We start from the raw sequence: 17,809 nt of genomic DNA, 5'->3' as shown, positions 1-17,809 counted from the left end.
ACCTTAATAATTTACAATGATGGAGGGGATCTAATCAAAGCTGCTGCTAGTTTCTGATTCCTCCTCCTTCCCTTCCTTCCCTTTCTTCTCTTCGCCCTTCTTCTCTTTTGGCGGAGCAGCTGCGATGATGTCGTCAATCCTCAGGATCATTACCGCTGCTTCGGTAGCCGACTTTACAACCTGCTTCTTTACCAGCGCTGGTTCTATAACGTTCAGTTTGAACATGTCCGCGATCCTTCCGTTTAACACATCAACACCGACCCATTTCTCTCCTTCACTGTGTCGTTTCTTAAGCTCTGTAATTACGTCAACCGGTTCCATGCCTGCCGTCTGAGCCAGTATAGCGGGGATTACTTCAAGAGCCTCCGCATACTTGAGTACAGCTAGCTGCTCTTTACTAGGTAGCTTGCGAGCGAATTCTGCCAACCTGAGAGCTAGTTCAATTTCCACCGCTCCACCTCCAGCAACTATCTTGGGTTCCCTGATTACGTTCCTAACAACGCTTAAAGCATCGTGCACAGCTCGCTCAGCTTCATCTACAATATGCTCAGCGCCCCCTCTGACTAGGATGCTGACGGCTTTGGGGTTGGGGCAGCCTTCGACGAATACCATCTTCTCGTCAGCCACCTTCCTCTCCTCAACCAGCTCCGCATAGCCCAGCACGTCGGGGCTAATATCGTCAACGTTAGTCACGATTTTGCCTCCGGTGGCTCGCGCCAGCTTCTCCATATCGCTCTTCTTCACCCTCCTAACCGCTAGGATGCCAGCCTTCGCCAAGTAGTACTGAGCCAGATCGTCAATACCCTTCTGGCAAATCACCACATTCGCACCAGCAGCCTTAATCTTCTCCACCATACTCCTGAGTATTGTTGCTTCCTGCTCAAGGAACTGCCTCAGCTGGTCGGGACTCGTAACGTTAATTTTTGCCGTCCATTCCGGCTTTTCAACCTCGAGGGGGGCGTCAATAAGGGCTATCCTCGCTTTTTCGACACGCTTGGGCATGGCCGGGTGGACGACTTCCTTGTCGAGAACAATGCCTTTGATGAGAGTAGTCTCCATGAGGGACTCACCCTTCTTCTTTTCGACCTTTACGTTGTCTAACGACAGGTCGTACTTGCCGTCCTTCTCCTCCACAACCTGAAGGGCAGCATCAACAACGAGGTCGGCCAAGAAGTCGCGGTACTCAGCGACGATCTTGCTGCTCAATGCTGTGGATGCGATGTTCTTCAGCGTCTGCCTGTCGAACGGATGAGTGGTCTCACTGATTTCATCGATTACTTTCAAAGCGTACTCCATCGCCTTCTCGAAGCCCTCCACAATGATCGCGGGGTGAATCTCTTGGTCGAGTAGCTCACTGGCCCTTACAAGTAGCTGACCGGCTAGGACGACTACTGACGTAGTACCGTCGCCCACTTCATCGTCCTGCGCTTTAGCTACTTCCACGAGCATTTTTGCAGCAGGGTGCTGAACCTCCATTTCCTTCAGGATGGTCGCACCATCACCAGTTATCGTAGCGTTGCCGAAGGAGTCGATCAGCAGCTTGTCCATCCCCCTCGGCCCCAGCGATGTTGCAAGGGCTTCAGCTATAACCCGGGCTGCGTATATGTTGCTTCTTCTAGCGTCACGTCCTGTCGTTCTCTGCGAACCCTCTTTGAGGATAAGGACAGGTATCGCCTGACTCATATCACTTCGGAGCTCCCTTTTGCACTTCTATAAAAATATTTCGCTTACCGGGATACTCTACTGCACTTAGGGTTTCTCAAGAGCTGGCCTTGCCATCAAGTAAGCATCTTCGCCATCAAGGTAGTAACCTTTAATGACTTTCACAGGCGTGAAACCGAGCTTTTTGTACAAATTAATTGCGGGCGTATTAGATACCCTTACTTCAAGGTAATACTCATCAACGGAGTAGTACTTACGTAGCGCTTCCATGGCTTTTAACATCAAACTCGTCCCTATACCCTTCCGTCTCATTTCAGGAATCACAGCGATCGAAATAATATGGCCCTGCCTCCCCGAGCCGCTCTTCGTATAGAGCTTTCCCGTCTCTACACGGCACATGATGTAGCCGACAATCCTTCCCTTATGCTCCGCTACAAGGAAGGCGCGAGGGAAGTTTTCGTAATGAAGTTTAAAAAAGAATTGAGGGTAATTCTCGGGTAGATTTTCACGGTTAATTTTCATGACCTCGTCAAGATCCTTGGGAGTGAACTCCCTTAACACGAACTCCTCTTGCATGTCCCTCCACCCGATCACTCGAGTATCAGAGCATCTATTTCCTTCAACGTGTCGTAGAGTTTATTTATCGCTTCCTTTACCTCTTCCTCTTTACGAGCCCCAGTACACACAACTTTTCCGCTTGAAAAGATAAGGAGTACCACTTTCGGATCGTCCATACGATAGATTAGGCCGGGAAACTGTTCAGGCTCGTACATGCTGTTTTCAAGAAGGTTCGCCGCCTTCTCCAGATCAACGAGGGCCTTCAGGTTCGCGCTAGCGACTATGTTCTGGATTTCGATGATCGGTTCACCTTTAACGTCTATCTCATAGCTCTTCAGAAGCGATATGATGGCATTGACGGCTTTGCGTACCTCCTTCTCGGACTTAGCACCTGTGCACACCATCTTTCCGCTAGAGAAAACGAGAGTCGCTGTCTTCGGCTTATTGATCCTAAGTACTAGCCCTGGAAACTGCTCCGGAGAGTACTCGGCGTTAGGGACCCGCTCAGCAATCTTCTCGAGGTTTAAGCGTTGGTTCAAAGTGACAGAAGCTACTACATTCTCGATACGGTATGTCGGCTTTGACTCTTTGCCTCTTTCAGCCACGGCTTTAAAAGCCTTAAATACCCTCTATAAGCTTATCGTGTGACATCGTATTTGCTCACCGTTTTTACGCGTAGGCGTTGTAGCAGGCTCCTTTAGAACCCTCTCAACCCCAGTAGAAGCCTCTCAAAGGCGAGCCTCACGACGCCGATGTAAGGTATCACAACGTCCACACGCCCTTTAACCCTCTGCGCTGGAACGGGTTCCGCGTCAGGCACAAGGTTTGCATCACCCTTCGTAATAAACTCCGTCCCACGCAGGGTTTCTTGCACCTTTATTACGCGGTGGACGATTAAGCCGCTCGTAGGGCTTACGTAAACGATTACATCGCCCACGCTGGGAGCCTTAGCACCATTGACTACTATCAAGTCACCTAATCTAAGCGCCGGCTCCATGCTGTAACTGGCAACCACAGCTAGTGGAACATCTGTTGAAAATACGCGAGGAGCTACAATAAAGGCTAGAATCAAAGTCACGGCTACCAGGACGATCGTTTCTACTGCCTCTCGGACCACTCTTCGAGTTCTCACGGGAACACACCTGAGCTAGCCGCCTTAAATCTCTCTACCGCCAAGCTGCGCCACTAAATCGTTCAGTGCGTTTTTAGCCTCTTCAGTGCTTAAAGCTGGGTAAAGTACAGCGGCAGCTAAGATTCTATCTATTTTTCGGTCATGCCACACTCTACCGAGGAAGACCCTTCTACCTTTTCTCGTTAAAGCGAAGCTCACTCCACTGAACGTTATTACGCTTTCCGATTCCTCGGTGAATTTAACCTTGGGAGGCTGTTGCCTAAAGTTCTTTATAGCATCTTTCATGATCTCTTTTTCGAACCATTCTTTTAACCCCTTCTTATACCTCCCGAGCGTGAAGCTCGCTAGTCCACTGTAGCCTGCCAGCAAGTACTTCTCCTGTTCCGAATCGGTAAAAAGGCAGTAAGTAGCGGTTGAAGCAAACTTTGCGGAAACCAGTCCGAATGCTTGCGGCAGGTAGAGATCGAATAGCAGCGTGGACCAGAGAGCCCGCTCGCTAGGAGAATCGTAATGGCATCTCACAGTATAAAGTATGCTGCGAAACAGGCCTTCGTCGCCTCCACTTCGGGGGGTGAAGGTGAGTGATACGGCGCGCTCACTCTTCTCACAGTACCACACTGCAGCCATCATCGGTGCACCCCCTATCCGGAATGCCCAGAGAAGGATGCGATGCCCCTTCACACTTACTTCATCCTTGCTCACGTGCTTGAGCTCAGCCTCGATGCCTTCCTTCTTTCTCAGCTCTTCAATCTTCTTCTCCCAACTCTTCCTGTAGGCGTCGAGGAGCTCCTCTGCACTCTTCGCTTTCTCGAAGGGAACCTTCTCCAACGAAACCTCAAGCCGTACGGAATAAGCACTATCGGCAAGGCGGAAGACTTGGACAGATCGAGAACCGCCCTGAGCCGCTATATCCCACTCGGTTGGTACCATCAACTCAAAATGCCACCAGCCTACTCTCTTCATTTTCACTCCAGTGGATTGAGCCACGAGGCCTTAACCTACACTGACCTTTTTATAGCTGTGTTACTTCGTTCATCCGAGAGAAGGGTTCATTTACCCCCGCTCACGGTAGAACAGAAACCGCTGTTGCAGACGCATGAAGTAACCATGAAGCATGCGAACCGTTGCTTCCTTCAGACCGCGAATCCTCGCAATAGCCAAATAGCATATTAGAGCTAAAAGCACGTAACGTATACAATATTTTACTGCATAGTTAAGATGTTTAGTCTAAACCGGATACATATAAACAATCTCTGTGAGTGTAAGAAAAGTTTTTAGCCCTACCCTAGCGACGCTTCATGGACGTGTATGCCGATTAGAGACCCTGAGAAGCTGCAGTTAGCTCTCGATAGCAACTTCAGGGTTAAGATATGCAGAAAATGTGGAGCGAGAAACGCTTGGACAGCAGAGCGCTGTAGGCGTTGTAAGAGCAAAAACCTCCGACCTAAACGGTACAAGAAGTAGGCTTAATCTTTATCTTTTCTTTTAAGTTGTTTAAGTTGTTATTTCATATTCTCTTTGGCGTAAACGTAAATCCCGTCTAGAATGCCGGGACCGCCTTCGCGCCCGTGGGGGCTCATTCTCCGCTTACCCCTCAATTTAGTGGCTTCACGAATGTTAGCGGCTGTCTGAGCGACAGCCTCCTTATCGATACCCTCTATCACCACATCATCCCTCTCAACCCTGACTTTAACACCAGGCTCAATCCTAGTCATTATCTTACCACGGCCGCCCATAAAATTCTCTATTACAACTAAATGGTTCTTTTCATCAACTTTTACGTTCATTGGAAAATGGGAAAAAACTATCTTCATTCTATACCTGAAACCCCGCTGAACGCCTATAATCATGTTCTCGATTTTCGATGCGAGCGTGTTCACGATAGAATAAGTCTTTTTATCTGCGTTGAATGCCTCGATTACCAAGCCTTCCTCGCTTAAACTTAGGTGTAAGCTTCGAGCATGCGAAAAGTCTTTCTCGATAGACCCGAGAGGCCCTTCGACAACTACCTTTTTCCCTAGCAGCTTCACCCTCACATCCGGAGGTACCTTTACAACCCTTCTCACGTATACTTCCCTCGCCACAGTTACCACCCTTTGCTGCCAGATCAGCAAGCGCGAAATCTCCCCTACGCAAGCTTTTTAAAGCTGGCGCCATAATCATAGACGAGCAAAGGGGTAATGAGCGACATACTAGAAGACCTGTTAAAGGGGGTCATAAAGGAGGGAGAGCTCATTAAAATACGTCTTGAACGAAGAAAAGGAGGAAGCAAGCAGGTCACAGTTATCGAGGGAATCGATGAGAAGGTCTTCAACCACCGTGAGCTGGTTTCAAAACTGAAGGCTAAACTAGCTTGCGGCGGAACCGCAAAGGACGGGCGAATCGAGCTACAAGGAGACCATAGGTACAAAGTAAGAGATATCCTAATTGAAATGGGCTTTTCACAGCCCAATATAATTGTGGAAGAGTAAAGCAGGTGGATAATATTCAATTTATTTTAATTTTAAATATTCCTAAGCGATGTTCCCTCGTACCAATTGATAAAGCCTAGATATTCGCTCAATACCGTTAATTTCCTCTATTACTTCCGCCACCGGAGGGGGGACTAGATCCTTCCACTCCTTACCCTCAGCGATCGCTATCCTTATCCGTGTACCTTCAAACCGCTCTCTATCGAAAAAGGGAATGCTGATAACGCGATAACCTGCTTCCTCAAACAAAAGGCGGGTTAACGGTTCATTGCTGTAAACGTTAGTGAATCGAGGGCAGCAGGAGACAACTGTTTGAACCCACAGAGCGTGCTGGCCGTTGGTATCGGGTACTCCGCAAACTATAGTTCGACTCCACAGGCCTTGGTCCTTTAAGACCCGCGATATCATCTCTATTCGCTCGCCAAGGGTGAAGGGATTTCTGAAGCTGTGCGAGTACTGGGCGCTACCTACAGCTACTACAACCTCCTTTTCTCTCTCCAATATCCATTTTAAGGCGTAGAGGTGCCCGTAGTGAAAGGGCTGGAAGCGACCTATGAAAAGGCCTCTCTCAACCAATCTTCACCACCTCTTCGTATAGATCGCGGAGAACCGTCATATAATCTACTTCTCCCCGCTCAACCTTATCCATAAGCTCCTCAACGATTCGAGTCCTTTCAACAGAGATAAGATCCCCAAAGTTCTCGCTTAAATAGCTGTAAACCTTCAAACCGAGATCGGTCGGAACAAGCTTGTGCCTCTTCGTTTCTATCACGTACCTCCTATCGATTAGTGTTGCAATGATCTTAGCATACGTCGAAGGCCTACCGATCCCTTCCTCTTTCATCCTGGCTACTAAGTCGGCCTGACTGTAGAGCCTCAAGGTCGGTAACCTGCGGTGCTTTAAGCCGACCACCCTATATGTACCAGGCACGAGTTTAGCGAGCTTGAACGGCTGGTATATACGTGCGAACCCTGGATCCACAATTTCGACGTAAGTGGTCATCTCCTTTGTGAGAGGTCCAAGCGTAACCCTCAATCGTTCAATCTTTGCGGTACACTCAGGCATCTGGCTCGCAATGAAGCGCCTGAATATTAGATCGTAGAGCCTGTAGTGCTGCTGGGTTAACGGCCTAGCCAGCTGTATTATTCCTTGACTCACGAAAGCCCTCAATGTTTCAGCGTCGATGGGTCTCGTAGGCCTGATGCACTCGTGAGCCCCAGGTGCCCCCCAAGAGCGGGGTGTAAACAATGCCTCGCCAAAGCGTTCAACGATGTAGGACTTCGCTATGCCAATTCCAAGCGCTGAGACATGAGTACTGTCCGTTCTGTGATAAGTGATGAGACCCATCTCGAAGAGATCCTGTGCCAGTCTCATCACTTCTTCAGCTGATAAGTTGAGGACTGCTACAGCCTCCTTTAGCATAGCATCCGTCGAGAATGGGGGTGGAGGATGCAGCTTGGAGCTTTCTACGCTCAACCGCTCGATTGTAACCGTACTTTCCTTTAGTTCTTTAGCCAGCTTGCGGGCTTCGCGCCCACTAACACCGCTCTCAAAAACCAGCGTCAGGCCGTTATCGAGTTTCACCCGGAAAACTGTCATTACACTTTCTCTGACCCTCTTGTACTGCTCAATCACCCACCCTAGCACAGGTGTCTGAACCCTCCCCGCTGAGAGCCAGTGCATACCGAAGCGGTCCCATAGTTTCCGGCTCAGAGTGAAACCCAGCCAGCGATCCTCGATGCGGCGTATCAGCTGCGCCTCAACCCTCTTCATATCTATACTTCTCGGATTCTTCAAAGCCTCCTCGAATGCCCTTCTCGTGATCTCGTGGAACTCGATTCGCATTAACGAGCGCGTATAGGGCGCGAGTAGAGTATAGAGGTCCCAGGCAATCTTCTCCCCTTCAGTGTCAGGATCCGTAGCTAGGAGGACCAGGTCAACTTCGCCTGCAACCCTCTGCAGCGCTTTCACAACTTCAGCTTGATCAACAACCGTACTCTTCCCACAGCGTGGACACGCACCGCTTTTCGAGTCAGTAAATTGCGTACCGCAGGAGAGGCAACGTTTAATTGTCGTGTACACCGGGATAAAAGCTCCATCAACTCTGACCCCGTAAAAACCCTCGTCGGTGACTAGATCAAGCACATGACCCTTAGTCGCAGCCACTAACAGCTGCAAGTTTCCCGCACTAACCTCATGTACCACTATTCTTCCAACCCTCCTGCGCGAGGGTCTACCGAAGAACGAAGCTATCGTCCTAGCCTTGGTTGGAGACTCGACGACGACGAGCGCTGTTTTAGCAAGTTCCGCAATTTCCCCCTTCACCTTGCCTTCCTTGAGACGCCGGATCATCTCGCGATCCCCATCTATTTCTTTGAGAATGCTGGCTAAGTCAAGGTCTTCAAATCGCGACCACTTCGCATCCTCCACGTACCAGCTTGTCTGCCTAATTAACGCCTTAAGCAAGCTCTCATCACTAGTTACAATTACGGAGAGCCCCTTCGAAATCCCTCCTGCGTACATCCTCGACGTTCTCCCTGAAGCTTGCAAGTACGTGGGAGCATCGGGGAGAATGATGTACGGTTTACCGTTCACCATCTTTATCGACGCTAGGGAACTAGATTGAAGCTCCTTGAGCAACTCCTCACGCGAGAGAAGTTCCCTCAGCAAGCTTCTGAGCTCTAATAGGCGCTCGTAAAGAAATCCAAGAAAACCTTCAGGTTTCCTATCGTTAGCTAAAGATTCAGTAAGCAATCTATATGAAGCTTGATCCAGGTTCAAAGTGTACCTTCTGATTACAGAGGTGAGTTTATCGAGAGTATTCGCTTCCGGGCCACGTAGAACACTCCTTAAAACCTGTGCCAATTGCAGCAGCCTTAGAGGACTCGCTTCATCGATCCCAGCAGCGAAGCGGAAGTGGGGGACTTCGACGAAAATCGCGTAGCGTATCACGTGCGGTAGATCTATTCCCCGCACAAGAACGCCGTAGTAAGTGGCAAAGCCAATGAGAATGTCTATTTCTCCACGCTCGAAATTTTCAAGCTCCTTCTTACTTCTCGAAGTTAAAGCTTTAGCCCGCAGCCCCTTGCTCTCGAGAAGCTTAATCAATTCGTTAATCTGTTCTTCGGAAGTACCCGGTTGCACGTAAATCAGGCCACCTTTGCCCAGGACACCAGCTATCTCGGCAACCTTCGCGTAGAGCGTTTTTTCATTACTTACGAGCGAGTAGCTATCAACAACGTTACGAAGGAGTTCAGCTCCCGAGCCAATTTCAAAGTCGAGAAGCTCTTTGAACAGCTTCACTCTAAGGCCTCGAGGTCTTCCCGTGGCCGTTGATACGACTAGGATACCGTGCTTTGTTTGGGCTAGCATCTCTCTTAGCCTTGCCCGAGCTTTCTCCAGCTCACTTGCGCTACCCTCTGATCTTCTAGCCGTAGCTATTTTAGCGATCTTAAGAGCCTCGTTTATTGCTTGCTCGCTGAACCCTAACAACGCGAGCACTTTCTCAACGTTCTTTGAGGATTTAATGATCGCGTCGACATCATCCACGAAAATGAAATCGAATGTGGAATTCTTTATTAATTCGAAATTTTTAGATAAAAATTGAGAAGTAGTTATTAGTATATCATAATCACTCTGCTCGATCTTCTTCAAGGTATCATTTCTAGATTTACCACTACGCGACGTGTAGGCGAGCACCCTGACGTTCAACCCAAGCTTGCTGGAGTAGTCCTGGAGCCTATCGAATGTCTGTTTGACCAGTACACTTGTCGGCAAGATAAGGTAGCATCTCTTCCCTTTCGAAGCCAGATATAGTGACATCACGATCCCAAACACACTTTTCCCAATGCCCGTCGGAGCCAAAATGACAAAGGAGAGCCCTCGTAATACACGGCGGGCCCACATCTTTTGCGCGCTCCATGGCCTGCTCCCAACAGCGTTTTCGAAAAACGTCTCGAAATCGTAAACCTCTGCTTCCTCCTCCAGAATCCTCTTGAGCCCTTTACACCGTCCTAAAAGTGAAAGAGCTTCGCAAACAGTTTTCAACAGCACGAACCTGGAGGGTTTGTCTGCGCCGACTACGCCTAAAGGAGGCTCTGGAAGGCAAACCTCGCAGGGAAGACCCGCTGCCAGCCTCTCGTCGCTTATCGCGCCCCCGCAGTTAGGGCACTGTTCCCTGATAAGCATTCGAGCCATCAAACTCGGATGCGCTGACGACATCTTGGGGTTAAAAGAATTTTGCTAAAACGAAAGAGGAAAAGAGATATCGACCAGTGTGGGTTTACGCTAAGCCAGCGAGCTTCAGTAGCCGGTTCCAGTTCTCCTCGATGTCACGCTTCAGCTGTTCAAGTACCCACTTGTTTTCGGGAAGTAGGAGGTGCGAAAACCTTCCCTGGAGTTTCAAGTACTCTTCTAAAGGCTTGGGATTCTTCACGAGCACATTAATTCTGTAAGTTCCATCCTCATACTCGTACAGAGGCCATACGCGCGTCTGAACGGCTAACCTAGCAATCTCGATCGACCGGGCCGGGTCAGATCGCCAACCAGTGGGGCATGGAGTGTAGTAGTGCAGTACCGTGGGTCCTTCAATCGATGCCGCCTTCACTATTTTATTATACATGTCTACAGGGTAAGCGGGGTTGAGTGTTGCAGCATACCTGATGCCGTGGGCAATGGCTACACCTATAAGATCCTTCTTCTTTTCCAGCTTACCGGGTATCACCTTACCTGCCGGTGTTGTAGTAGTAGCAGCTCCCCGCGGCGTAGCACCGCTTCTCTGAATCCCCGTATTCATGTAGGCTTCATTATCGTAGCATATGTAAATCAGATCATGCCCCCTTTCCAACGCACCGCTGAGAGCTTGGAACCCTATGTCGAACGTACCACCATCTCCAGCGAAGACCACCACTTTGGGCCTTTTTACACCCCGCTTCTTCTCGAACGCTCTAAAGGCTGCTTCGATGCCAGAAGCTGTAGCTGCCGCGTTCTCGAAAGCGCTGTGGACCCATGGCACCCTCCAGCTCGTGTAGGGGTAGATTGTCGTTGCTACTTCTAAGCACCCTGTTGCCGTTACGACAACCTTCGGGTCGGGTACTGCTTTTAGAGCTGTTCTAACAAGTTGTGGTATCCCGCATCCTGCGCACAGCCTGTGACCGGGAGCGAAAAGCTCCTCACGTGGGAACTCCCGTAGCGCCTTAACCTGACCGCTCATCCTATCTCACCCCGAGCCAAACCTCCCTTTCTATAACCTTTCCTGTTTTAGCAACGTCCTGAGCGAGCTTAAATGCTTCCCTAACGTGCTCCGGCATTAGATCCCTCCCGCCCAATCCGTAGATAGCGTTAATGAGGAGGGGCCTTTCAGCCTCGTTAATGAACGCGGCCGCGACATCCATGAACAACTGCGCTCCTGGACTGCCGAAGCTGTAACTTCTATCCATTACTACCACTGCTTTCACCCCGCTTAGAGCTTCGACTAGCTCTCTAGCTGGGAACGGTCTATAGAGAGTCAAACTGACGACTCCAACCCTCTCGCCCTTTTCTCGCAGCTGGCGTGCAACGTAACGAGCCGTACCAGCTGAAGAGCCTAGAACTACTACTGCAACCTCAGCGTCCTCCATCCCGAAGGACTTAACGGGTGCGTACTTCCTCCCGCTAATTTTCTCGTACTCCTTGAAGACTTCAAGAATCGTCGGGTATGCATTCTTGAAAGCTTCAGCTTGCACCTTCTTAAACTCAAAGTAATAATCGAAAAGAACGAGCGGATTGAAAGTTATCGGTTTCGCGGGGTCTATGTGGAACACTGGGTCCTTCGGAGGCAGAAATTCCCTAACAGCCTCGTCGCTTAAGACGTATAGTGGCTCGAGGCCGTGACTGAGGATGAACCCATCCAAGTTGATGATCGAGGGGAAGAGAACCCGCTTGTCCTCGGAGACGCGGAAAGCCATGAGCGTCAGATCGTATGCTTCCTGGACGTTCTCAGCGAAGAACTGTATCCACCCTGTGTCACGGCAAGCGTAGGCATCGTCATGGCTGCAATGAATGTTGATCGGGGCCGAGAGAGCCCTATTAGCGAGAGCCATGACTATCGTTGTCCTGAGAGCGGAAGCGATCCAGAGCATCTCCCACATCAACGCTAAGCCTTGCGAACTAGACGCTGTAAACACGCGCGCCCCCGCGATTGAGGCACCGATGCACGCAGACAGTGCAGAGTGCTCGCTTTCAACAGGTACGTACGACGCATTCAATTCTCCGTTGTTAACGTAGTCGGCTAGCCTCTCAACAATTATGGTTTGGGGCGTAATCGGGTAGGCCGCTATCACATCAACGTCAGCCTGCTTTACAGCGTAGGCAACTGCCTCGTTACCCGTCATACCCGTTCGGCGCTGTTTCCCTACGATTACTGCTTGGGCCATTACATCACCCCTCCTCTACCATCGTGATAGCTTTTACGGGACACTCGTGAGCGCAGATACCACAACCTTTGCAATAGTTGTAATCGATCTCAACGCTATCGTCCTCCCTTCTAATTATCGCTGGTTCCGGACAGTAGAACCAGCAGAGCAGACACTTGATGCACTTGTTCGAGTCGAGTATGGGCTTAAGCGCCCGCCAGTTGCCAGTTTTGTATCGAATCGAGCTACCCCCCTCCGTTATCACGGGTGCTCCAGGCAGTTCCCTCCAGCTCAACAATCTGCTACTCAACGCGCTTCACCCCCTCAAAACACCTTTTAATAGCTTCGATGTTTCTCGCCGCTATCACAGGCTCTTTAAACCTGTCCTTTACGATCTCTAGGATGCTGTCGAGCCCAACGATGCCGGACGCCTTCACAAACGCACCCAACATGGGAGTGTTATAAAGGGGGCGCCCAAATATCTCCAGTGCAACACTGTAAGCGTCCACCGTCCAAACAGCTAGGTTAAGACTCTTAGCTCTCCTCAAGAGTTCCTCTTCCACCTTTTTCGCGTTCAGAACGAGGAGTGCTCCCTCTTTAACCCCCTCTAACACAATTTCGGGATTAAGTTGAAGTGTGGGGTCGATGACAACAACCGCATCAGGCCTGTATATTCCAAAATGCTGCTCAATGACTTCGTCGGAAATCCGAGTGAAAGCTCTGACCGGTGCTCCGCGCCTTTCCGGCCCGAACTCTGGCGCATGGTACGCGAACTTCCCCTCAAGGATTGCAGCCCGAGCCAGAATATCACTTGCAGTCACAACGCCTTGCCCTCCGCGCCCGTGCCACCTTACTTCGTACAGCACGTGTTCACCGCGTGCTTCCTCACCCCATCCCTTAAAACATTGCGTCCATAGGTCAGAGCCATACCTTTAATAATCTGCATCTGCATCTTCCTTGCGAGGAATATGGAGAGACAAACAATTCAGGAAATAGCAGACCTGATAGCTCAAACTCAGAAGGAGGTTGAAAAACTGTTTAGAGACGTCTGGGCTCGATTATCTGCCGAAGGGCTAAAGTTTGGGGTTTGGGAACCACCGGTAGACGTTGTAGAGCGCGGCGACGAATTAGTTGTGCTGGTCGATGTCCCTGGCTTTTCAAAGGAAAACATAAGAGTAAAAGTCACGGAAACTACTGTAGAGATATTCGCACAACGAACTACTGAGATCCCGATGGAGGGGAGATACATCATACGTCAACGAGTTGGAGACTCAATATACAAGAAGGTTGAACTCCCGGTAAAGGTTAGGCCAGAACAAGCAAAGGCGAAGCTAGAGAACGGCGTTCTCGAAGTACGAATCCCGAAAAGCGAGGTTGCTAAAGAGATACAGGTGCTTGTAGAGTAGAAAGTGGCTAGCGGAGAGCCAGCATACAGGAGGACCGCTGTCGGTGGTACTTTTTCGCTCTTTCACTCTGGACATAGGCACTTGATTAAAGCCGCTCTCGAGGTTAGCGACGAAGTAGTCATAGGAGTCGTCAGCGACGAATTCGCTTCGCAGCGTAGGAAGAACCACCCGGTTGAGCCCTACGAAGTTAGAGCTCTCAGAGTGCTGAGGTACTGTTTAAGGAAAGCCAGGGTGGGGCAACGGATCACGGTACTTCCATTAGACGATGCCGAAGGGCCGGCAGGCAGCGATCCCTCGATAGAAGCAATAGTAGTTACCGAAGAAACCCTAATTGGTGCACTCAAAATCAACCGCTCTAGGATAGCTAAAAAAATGAAACCCCTAATCATAAAAGTTGTTGAACCGATACTTGGAGATGATGGAAAACCAATATCTAGTACTAAACTTTGGAGTTATTATTATCAGAATCTTTATTAGTTATCTTAGAAAATTTGCTAAATAGTATCTTTTTGGAAATGATCTTCAAGAGGGCGTACCATAGTGCGACCCATCCTCCGAAAACTACTACCCCGAGGAGGGATCGAAGCCAACTAATTTCGATGAGGTAGAGTATCGAGTTTATGAGCACCAGCGTTGGAATGGAAGATGCCCAAATGGCAATGGCTAGCAAGCTCAAGAGCAGTATAGATTTCATCTCAATCACCTTGGTATCAGGAGGGAGGAGAAAGCTGCTAGAGCGCAGCTCACAGCACTTAAGGCGATCAACCTCCTTACGATTGCCCTTTCATCCAGGGGTCCATCTATAGCGAGGATCAGCCGTGTGAGAGAGATCGGGGCTTCCAAGTCACTGGACGCCGCTAGCCTGTAGTCGGGCAGTATCTTCACGGGTCTCCCCTTCATTTCACGATGCTCCTTAAAACCTCCGACAGAGATTATCACCAACGCCCCATTAAGAATGTGAGGGGTGAGCGCGATCGCAGCTATGAACTCGAGATGAATCAGAGCTGCCACAGCACCGATGTACGCGCCCACAAACAGGCTACCCGAGTCGCCGTTCAGGATTCGAGCCGGCCACTTATTGTAAGGTAGGTAGCCGAGCAAGGCCCCGATAAGGGGGGCGAGGAGGACGACTCCTTCAACGTTACCAACCACCAGCGAAGCGAAAGCCATTGTAGTAGCTGTAAGAAACGTGGTCGCGGGCATAACACCGTTAAAAACGTCAAGCATGTTCACTACGTTCGCTGGCCCAGCAGCCACAAGAGGCAGAAGCAACCAGTAGATGATAGTCAGCCTAAGGCGCCCGAGAAGTGGTACTAGGGGGCGCCCAAGCTGGACGACGTCTGGCCAAAGGATGTAAGCGGCTGCCAAAGGGACTGCCGTTAACAGAGATAGAAGCATCTTAACCTTGCCCCCTAAAACCTTGAAGTCGTCGATGAGGCCCAGTAGGAATGCTGTACTGGAGGAAGCGAGAAGAACGCAAACTCTGACAGTGCTCCCCCATTGTAAGAGTGCAAAAGCGATCAGAAAGGGGATGACGGAGGCAAAAAGCGCCACCCCCCCGGAATAGGGTACTTTCGGCTGCTCCCTCTTGTGGACGTCTGTTCTAAGGTGGCCGAGCTTCTTCATCACCCTAGCAGTAAGTGGTGTTAGGACTAAGGCGGTAAACGCGGCTGCCATCACTGTAAATGTAACCTGGGCCTCGATCACTCTAGCTCACCCAGTACAGCTGCCGCTATTATAGGGAACACTATCGTTGCATCCGCTGGAACAGTAACGTGCCGAGCTTCAGGCTTGAGCTTACCCCAACTTATCGCCTCCCTCGTCCGCGCACCGCTCAAGCTTCCATCAAACTCGGTCGCTGTAGTGATGTAGATAGCGTAGTCGAGGCCTCCTTTGAATTGAGCCCACCATATTACGTGGTGCTTGCTGATCCCCCCGCCCAGCACTATTGCACCGATCTTCTCGGATTCCATGACAAGGTCGGAGATCCTCGATAAATCGCCGAGAACATCTAGCTCCAGGGAGAAACCTCTGCTCCGACCTGTTTCACGGAAGGTGAAAAACGCTGTCCCGAAAGCCGAGTCCACAAGGCCGGGTGAGAAAACAGGCACACCCCTCTCTGCCGCAGCTGCCAGAACCGAGTTCGCATCTCCGAGCCGCTTACCGATCTCTTGCGCTAACTCGCTCGGCGTCCACCTGCTCTTCACCCTCACAAGGTCTTCGAGCATTCGATGCGTAAATTCTTCCACAACTGGCCCGTACTTATCTCTTGGCACTAAAACGTTCCCCAGCCTATGGATCCCTAGCTCCTGTAGCATGTGGTCGTCAAGCTCGAAGTCCCCACGATAATAACTGCCTAACGATCGGGCTATGTCGTGATCAAACGTTCCCCCGGTCGTTACTATTGCATCTACAAACCCCTCCCTTACCAGTGCCGCAAGCACGCCACGCAACCCGGTAGCCATCAGATTAGCCGTAAAAGCCAGGAAAACAGTACACTCCTCATCTTGGATCATTTCCCGCATGATCTCGGCGGCCCTGGCTACAAGCTGTGAACTAAAACCTCCCATCTGATCGTAAAGTTTCACCAGTTTATGGGCGAGAGGCGCTATGCTCTTCAAATCCTCCCTGCCAATATCGACCACCGCGTTTTTGAGTAAAAAGTTCCTCTCCTCCATTCACCCTCTGTACGCCGGTGCTAGTGCTGTTGTTAAAATGTTGTTGTTGACGCTCCTACGCGGAAACCACAAGTTGCAACGGAACCTTTTTCCTAATAAGGTTAAGCGGTCTTCCCTGCTTTCAACCTCTTCGCGTAGCTGAAAGGTAAGCCTCTGGAACGACGTACAGATAGAGGCGGTGCGACCTCCCCCCGTCGCGGAAGTCCTCCACCCTTCTTGGCTTCCAGCCGGTGACTTCAAAGTCGTGCGACACAATGCGTGCCCCCAGTTTGGCTTCCCTCTCCAGCTTAGGTCTTAACCTTTCGTTGACTGAAGTGAGAAGGTACATGAAGATCACGTCTGCGGGTGGAAGCTTTAGGTCGAAGAAGTTGCCATGGACAACTAGTACCTTATCTTTTACACCCTCCTTCGCAGCATTGTACGCGGCTCTATTGGCTAGATTGTCTCGAAGCTCGATTCCTACAGCCCTTGCCCCGAACTCCTTTGCCGCTACGATGAGGACACGCCCGTCCCCGCACCCGAGATCCAGAAGCAACTCGCCCGGCTTTAACTCGGCCATCCTCAGCATTTCTCTAATGACTTCGATAGGAGTCGGCACGAAAGGTACAGTTATACTGTAGCTCACAGGTTGCTCCTATAGTAGGGGGTAAAAAATTTCGTTACGGCACGCTGAGGTTTAAATCGCTCTCACCCTCTAAACTTGCGCATTCATCACTGGCCCATGAGTTATAGGTTGGCGCCGGGGCCGGGATTCGAACCCGGGCGCCCCGAAAGGGGCAACGGGTTAGCAACCCGTCGCCATGGACCAGGCTAGGCGACCCCGGCTCAAGCTGTGAGCTAGCACACTACTTTAAGCTTTTCGCGGTTGCGTGTCGAAGTCTAAATAGCATCTCAAGTGGCTAGTAAAGCGCGCAACAACGCGCAGTTAGTCACACTAGCTTTGAAGACTCTGAGGGGTGCGCGCTTGTTCGTATTTCGCTCGAACGCTCTCGTCTCTCCAGCTGCGTATTTCTGGCTGCTCCCTTCTGGGCCTACACACTGCCCACCCCTCCCGCGGCATGAAGAGAGCTAAAGGGGAAAAGGAAACAAAGAGGGGGATAAACGTTCCAGCCCCCATCACTCAGCTGTCGCGGCTACGTAGGCCTTCAGCCACGCCCCCCGGCACCAGCCCGGTTAGCATGAACGCCTCCAGCGCCTCAGCTATGCTGCTCAAACTCACTTTAAGCTCCTCCGTGCAACCGGGCAACGTGGAGAACCTGTGGCCGCACGCGCCGATGTACAGCTTCTCCCCCTTCGCCTCGAGGTGGCAGTAGTCCTCCAGCAGCCTCCCCCCACTTCCCTTCTCCATCCCGCGAAACTGGGAACCTCCTTGAAGCTCTCAAGGGGAAAGCCGTACCACTTCTCAGCCCTTGAGGGGCTTCCGCTTCAACCCCTTCAGTTCCCCAAAATCCTCTCCCCCCTTCAGCCTCGACCACTAGGCCTCCCACCCAGCCACCCCTGCAGCTCCGG

Annotated in this window: 20 protein-coding genes and 1 tRNA gene; 4 read left to right on the top strand and 17 right to left on the bottom strand. The window is 50.7% G+C overall.

Annotated features, from left to right (window positions below):
- Positions 1 to 30: 30 nt before the first annotated feature.
- The 5 genes from thsA to QXF46_00950 all read right to left on the bottom strand — a co-directional run bounded on the left by thsA (position 31) and on the right by QXF46_00950 (position 4,339).
- Positions 31 to 1,683: a thermosome subunit alpha gene (thsA, locus tag QXF46_00970; GenBank protein MEM0225434.1), complete on the bottom strand. Its 1,653-nt coding sequence runs from the start codon at positions 1,681 to 1,683 to the stop codon at positions 31 to 33.
- A gap of 66 nt (positions 1,684 to 1,749) precedes the next feature.
- Complete coding sequence (rimI, locus tag QXF46_00965; GenBank protein ID MEM0225433.1) at positions 1,750 to 2,238, bottom strand: ribosomal protein S18-alanine N-acetyltransferase; 489 nt, start codon at positions 2,236 to 2,238, stop codon at positions 1,750 to 1,752.
- A 14-nt stretch (positions 2,239 to 2,252) separates the two neighbouring features.
- Positions 2,253 to 2,825 carry a TATA-box-binding protein gene (locus QXF46_00960; GenBank protein ID MEM0225432.1) on the bottom strand — a complete coding sequence of 191 codons (573 nt, stop codon included), beginning with the start codon at positions 2,823 to 2,825 and terminating at the stop codon, positions 2,253 to 2,255.
- A 92-nt stretch (positions 2,826 to 2,917) separates the two neighbouring features.
- Complete coding sequence (locus tag QXF46_00955) at positions 2,918 to 3,352, bottom strand: signal peptidase I (GenBank protein MEM0225431.1); 435 nt, start codon at positions 3,350 to 3,352, stop codon at positions 2,918 to 2,920.
- Between the two features lie 24 nt (positions 3,353 to 3,376).
- The gene (locus QXF46_00950; GenBank protein ID MEM0225430.1) at positions 3,377 to 4,339 is read right to left on the bottom strand and encodes a hypothetical protein; all 963 of its coding nucleotides are present in this window, start codon (positions 4,337 to 4,339) and stop codon (positions 3,377 to 3,379) included.
- Positions 4,340 to 4,660: 321 nt separating this feature from the next.
- Between QXF46_00950 and QXF46_00945 the strand changes: the two genes are divergently transcribed.
- On the top strand, positions 4,661 to 4,816 hold the full coding sequence (locus QXF46_00945) for a 50S ribosomal protein L40e (protein MEM0225429.1): 156 nt from the start codon (positions 4,661 to 4,663) through the stop codon (positions 4,814 to 4,816).
- A gap of 38 nt (positions 4,817 to 4,854) precedes the next feature.
- On the opposite strand, the gene QXF46_00940 is transcribed toward QXF46_00945, so the two are convergent.
- On the bottom strand, positions 4,855 to 5,436 hold the full coding sequence (locus QXF46_00940; GenBank protein ID MEM0225428.1) for a 50S ribosomal protein L6: 582 nt from the start codon (positions 5,434 to 5,436) through the stop codon (positions 4,855 to 4,857).
- A gap of 96 nt (positions 5,437 to 5,532) precedes the next feature.
- On the opposite strand from QXF46_00940, the gene yciH reads away from it, so the two are divergent.
- The gene (gene yciH / locus QXF46_00935) at positions 5,533 to 5,823 is read left to right on the top strand and encodes a stress response translation initiation inhibitor YciH (GenBank protein ID MEM0225427.1); all 291 of its coding nucleotides are present in this window, start codon (positions 5,533 to 5,535) and stop codon (positions 5,821 to 5,823) included.
- Between the two features lie 42 nt (positions 5,824 to 5,865).
- Here yciH and QXF46_00930 read toward each other — a convergent pair whose 3' ends face one another.
- From QXF46_00930 to QXF46_00905, 6 genes are all read right to left on the bottom strand, one after another.
- On the bottom strand, positions 5,866 to 6,399 hold the full coding sequence (locus QXF46_00930) for a nicotinamide-nucleotide adenylyltransferase (GenBank protein MEM0225426.1): 534 nt from the start codon (positions 6,397 to 6,399) through the stop codon (positions 5,866 to 5,868).
- Complete coding sequence (gene rgy / locus QXF46_00925) at positions 6,392 to 10,021, bottom strand: reverse gyrase (GenBank protein MEM0225425.1); 3,630 nt, start codon at positions 10,019 to 10,021, stop codon at positions 6,392 to 6,394. The genes QXF46_00930 and rgy overlap by 8 nt, the downstream gene beginning before the upstream one ends.
- Before the next feature lie 85 nt (positions 10,022 to 10,106).
- Positions 10,107 to 11,036: a thiamine pyrophosphate-dependent enzyme gene (locus tag QXF46_00920; GenBank protein ID MEM0225424.1), complete on the bottom strand. Its 930-nt coding sequence runs from the start codon at positions 11,034 to 11,036 to the stop codon at positions 10,107 to 10,109.
- Position 11,037: 1 nt separating this feature from the next.
- Positions 11,038 to 12,237: a transketolase C-terminal domain-containing protein gene (locus QXF46_00915; GenBank protein ID MEM0225423.1), complete on the bottom strand. Its 1,200-nt coding sequence runs from the start codon at positions 12,235 to 12,237 to the stop codon at positions 11,038 to 11,040.
- A gap of 4 nt (positions 12,238 to 12,241) precedes the next feature.
- Positions 12,242 to 12,526 carry a pyruvate synthase subunit PorD gene (porD, locus tag QXF46_00910; GenBank protein ID MEM0225422.1) on the bottom strand — a complete coding sequence of 95 codons (285 nt, stop codon included), beginning with the start codon at positions 12,524 to 12,526 and terminating at the stop codon, positions 12,242 to 12,244.
- On the bottom strand, positions 12,519 to 13,082 hold the full coding sequence (locus QXF46_00905; GenBank protein ID MEM0225421.1) for a 2-oxoacid:acceptor oxidoreductase family protein: 564 nt from the start codon (positions 13,080 to 13,082) through the stop codon (positions 12,519 to 12,521). Before QXF46_00905 ends, porD begins: the two co-directional genes overlap by 8 nt.
- A 102-nt stretch (positions 13,083 to 13,184) precedes the next feature.
- On the opposite strand from QXF46_00905, the gene QXF46_00900 reads away from it, so the two are divergent.
- Positions 13,185 to 13,622, top strand: coding sequence for an Hsp20/alpha crystallin family protein (locus QXF46_00900; GenBank protein MEM0225420.1), 438 nt, complete (start codon positions 13,185 to 13,187; stop codon positions 13,620 to 13,622).
- Positions 13,623 to 13,625: 3 nt separating this feature from the next.
- Positions 13,626 to 14,099, top strand: a complete 474-nt coding sequence (locus QXF46_00895) for a pantetheine-phosphate adenylyltransferase (GenBank protein MEM0225419.1) — start codon at positions 13,626 to 13,628, stop codon at positions 14,097 to 14,099.
- Positions 14,100 to 14,321: 222 nt separating this feature from the next.
- On the opposite strand, the gene QXF46_00890 is transcribed toward QXF46_00895, so the two are convergent.
- The 5 genes from QXF46_00890 to QXF46_00870 form a co-directional block, all read right to left on the bottom strand.
- Positions 14,322 to 15,329: a hypothetical protein gene (locus QXF46_00890; protein ID MEM0225418.1), complete on the bottom strand. Its 1,008-nt coding sequence runs from the start codon at positions 15,327 to 15,329 to the stop codon at positions 14,322 to 14,324.
- Complete coding sequence (locus tag QXF46_00885; GenBank protein ID MEM0225417.1) at positions 15,326 to 16,300, bottom strand: deoxyhypusine synthase; 975 nt, start codon at positions 16,298 to 16,300, stop codon at positions 15,326 to 15,328. Before QXF46_00885 ends, QXF46_00890 begins: the two co-directional genes overlap by 4 nt.
- Before the next feature lie 121 nt (positions 16,301 to 16,421).
- Positions 16,422 to 16,925, bottom strand: a complete 504-nt coding sequence (locus QXF46_00880) for a class I SAM-dependent methyltransferase (GenBank protein ID MEM0225416.1) — start codon at positions 16,923 to 16,925, stop codon at positions 16,422 to 16,424.
- Between the two features lie 109 nt (positions 16,926 to 17,034).
- Positions 17,035 to 17,125, bottom strand: a tRNA-Ser gene (locus QXF46_00875).
- 295 nt (positions 17,126 to 17,420) lie between these two features.
- Positions 17,421 to 17,648 carry a hypothetical protein gene (locus tag QXF46_00870; GenBank protein ID MEM0225415.1) on the bottom strand — a complete coding sequence of 76 codons (228 nt, stop codon included), beginning with the start codon at positions 17,646 to 17,648 and terminating at the stop codon, positions 17,421 to 17,423.
- Between the last annotated feature and the right edge of the window lie 161 nt (positions 17,649 to 17,809).

It is taken from the genome of Thermofilaceae archaeon, from assembly GCA_038731975.1.
Taxonomy (GTDB): Archaea; Thermoproteota; Thermoprotei; order Thermofilales; family Thermofilaceae; genus JANXEW01.
Note: the sequence above shows the minus strand (reverse complement) of the source record. Positions and strands in the feature narration are given on the sequence as shown.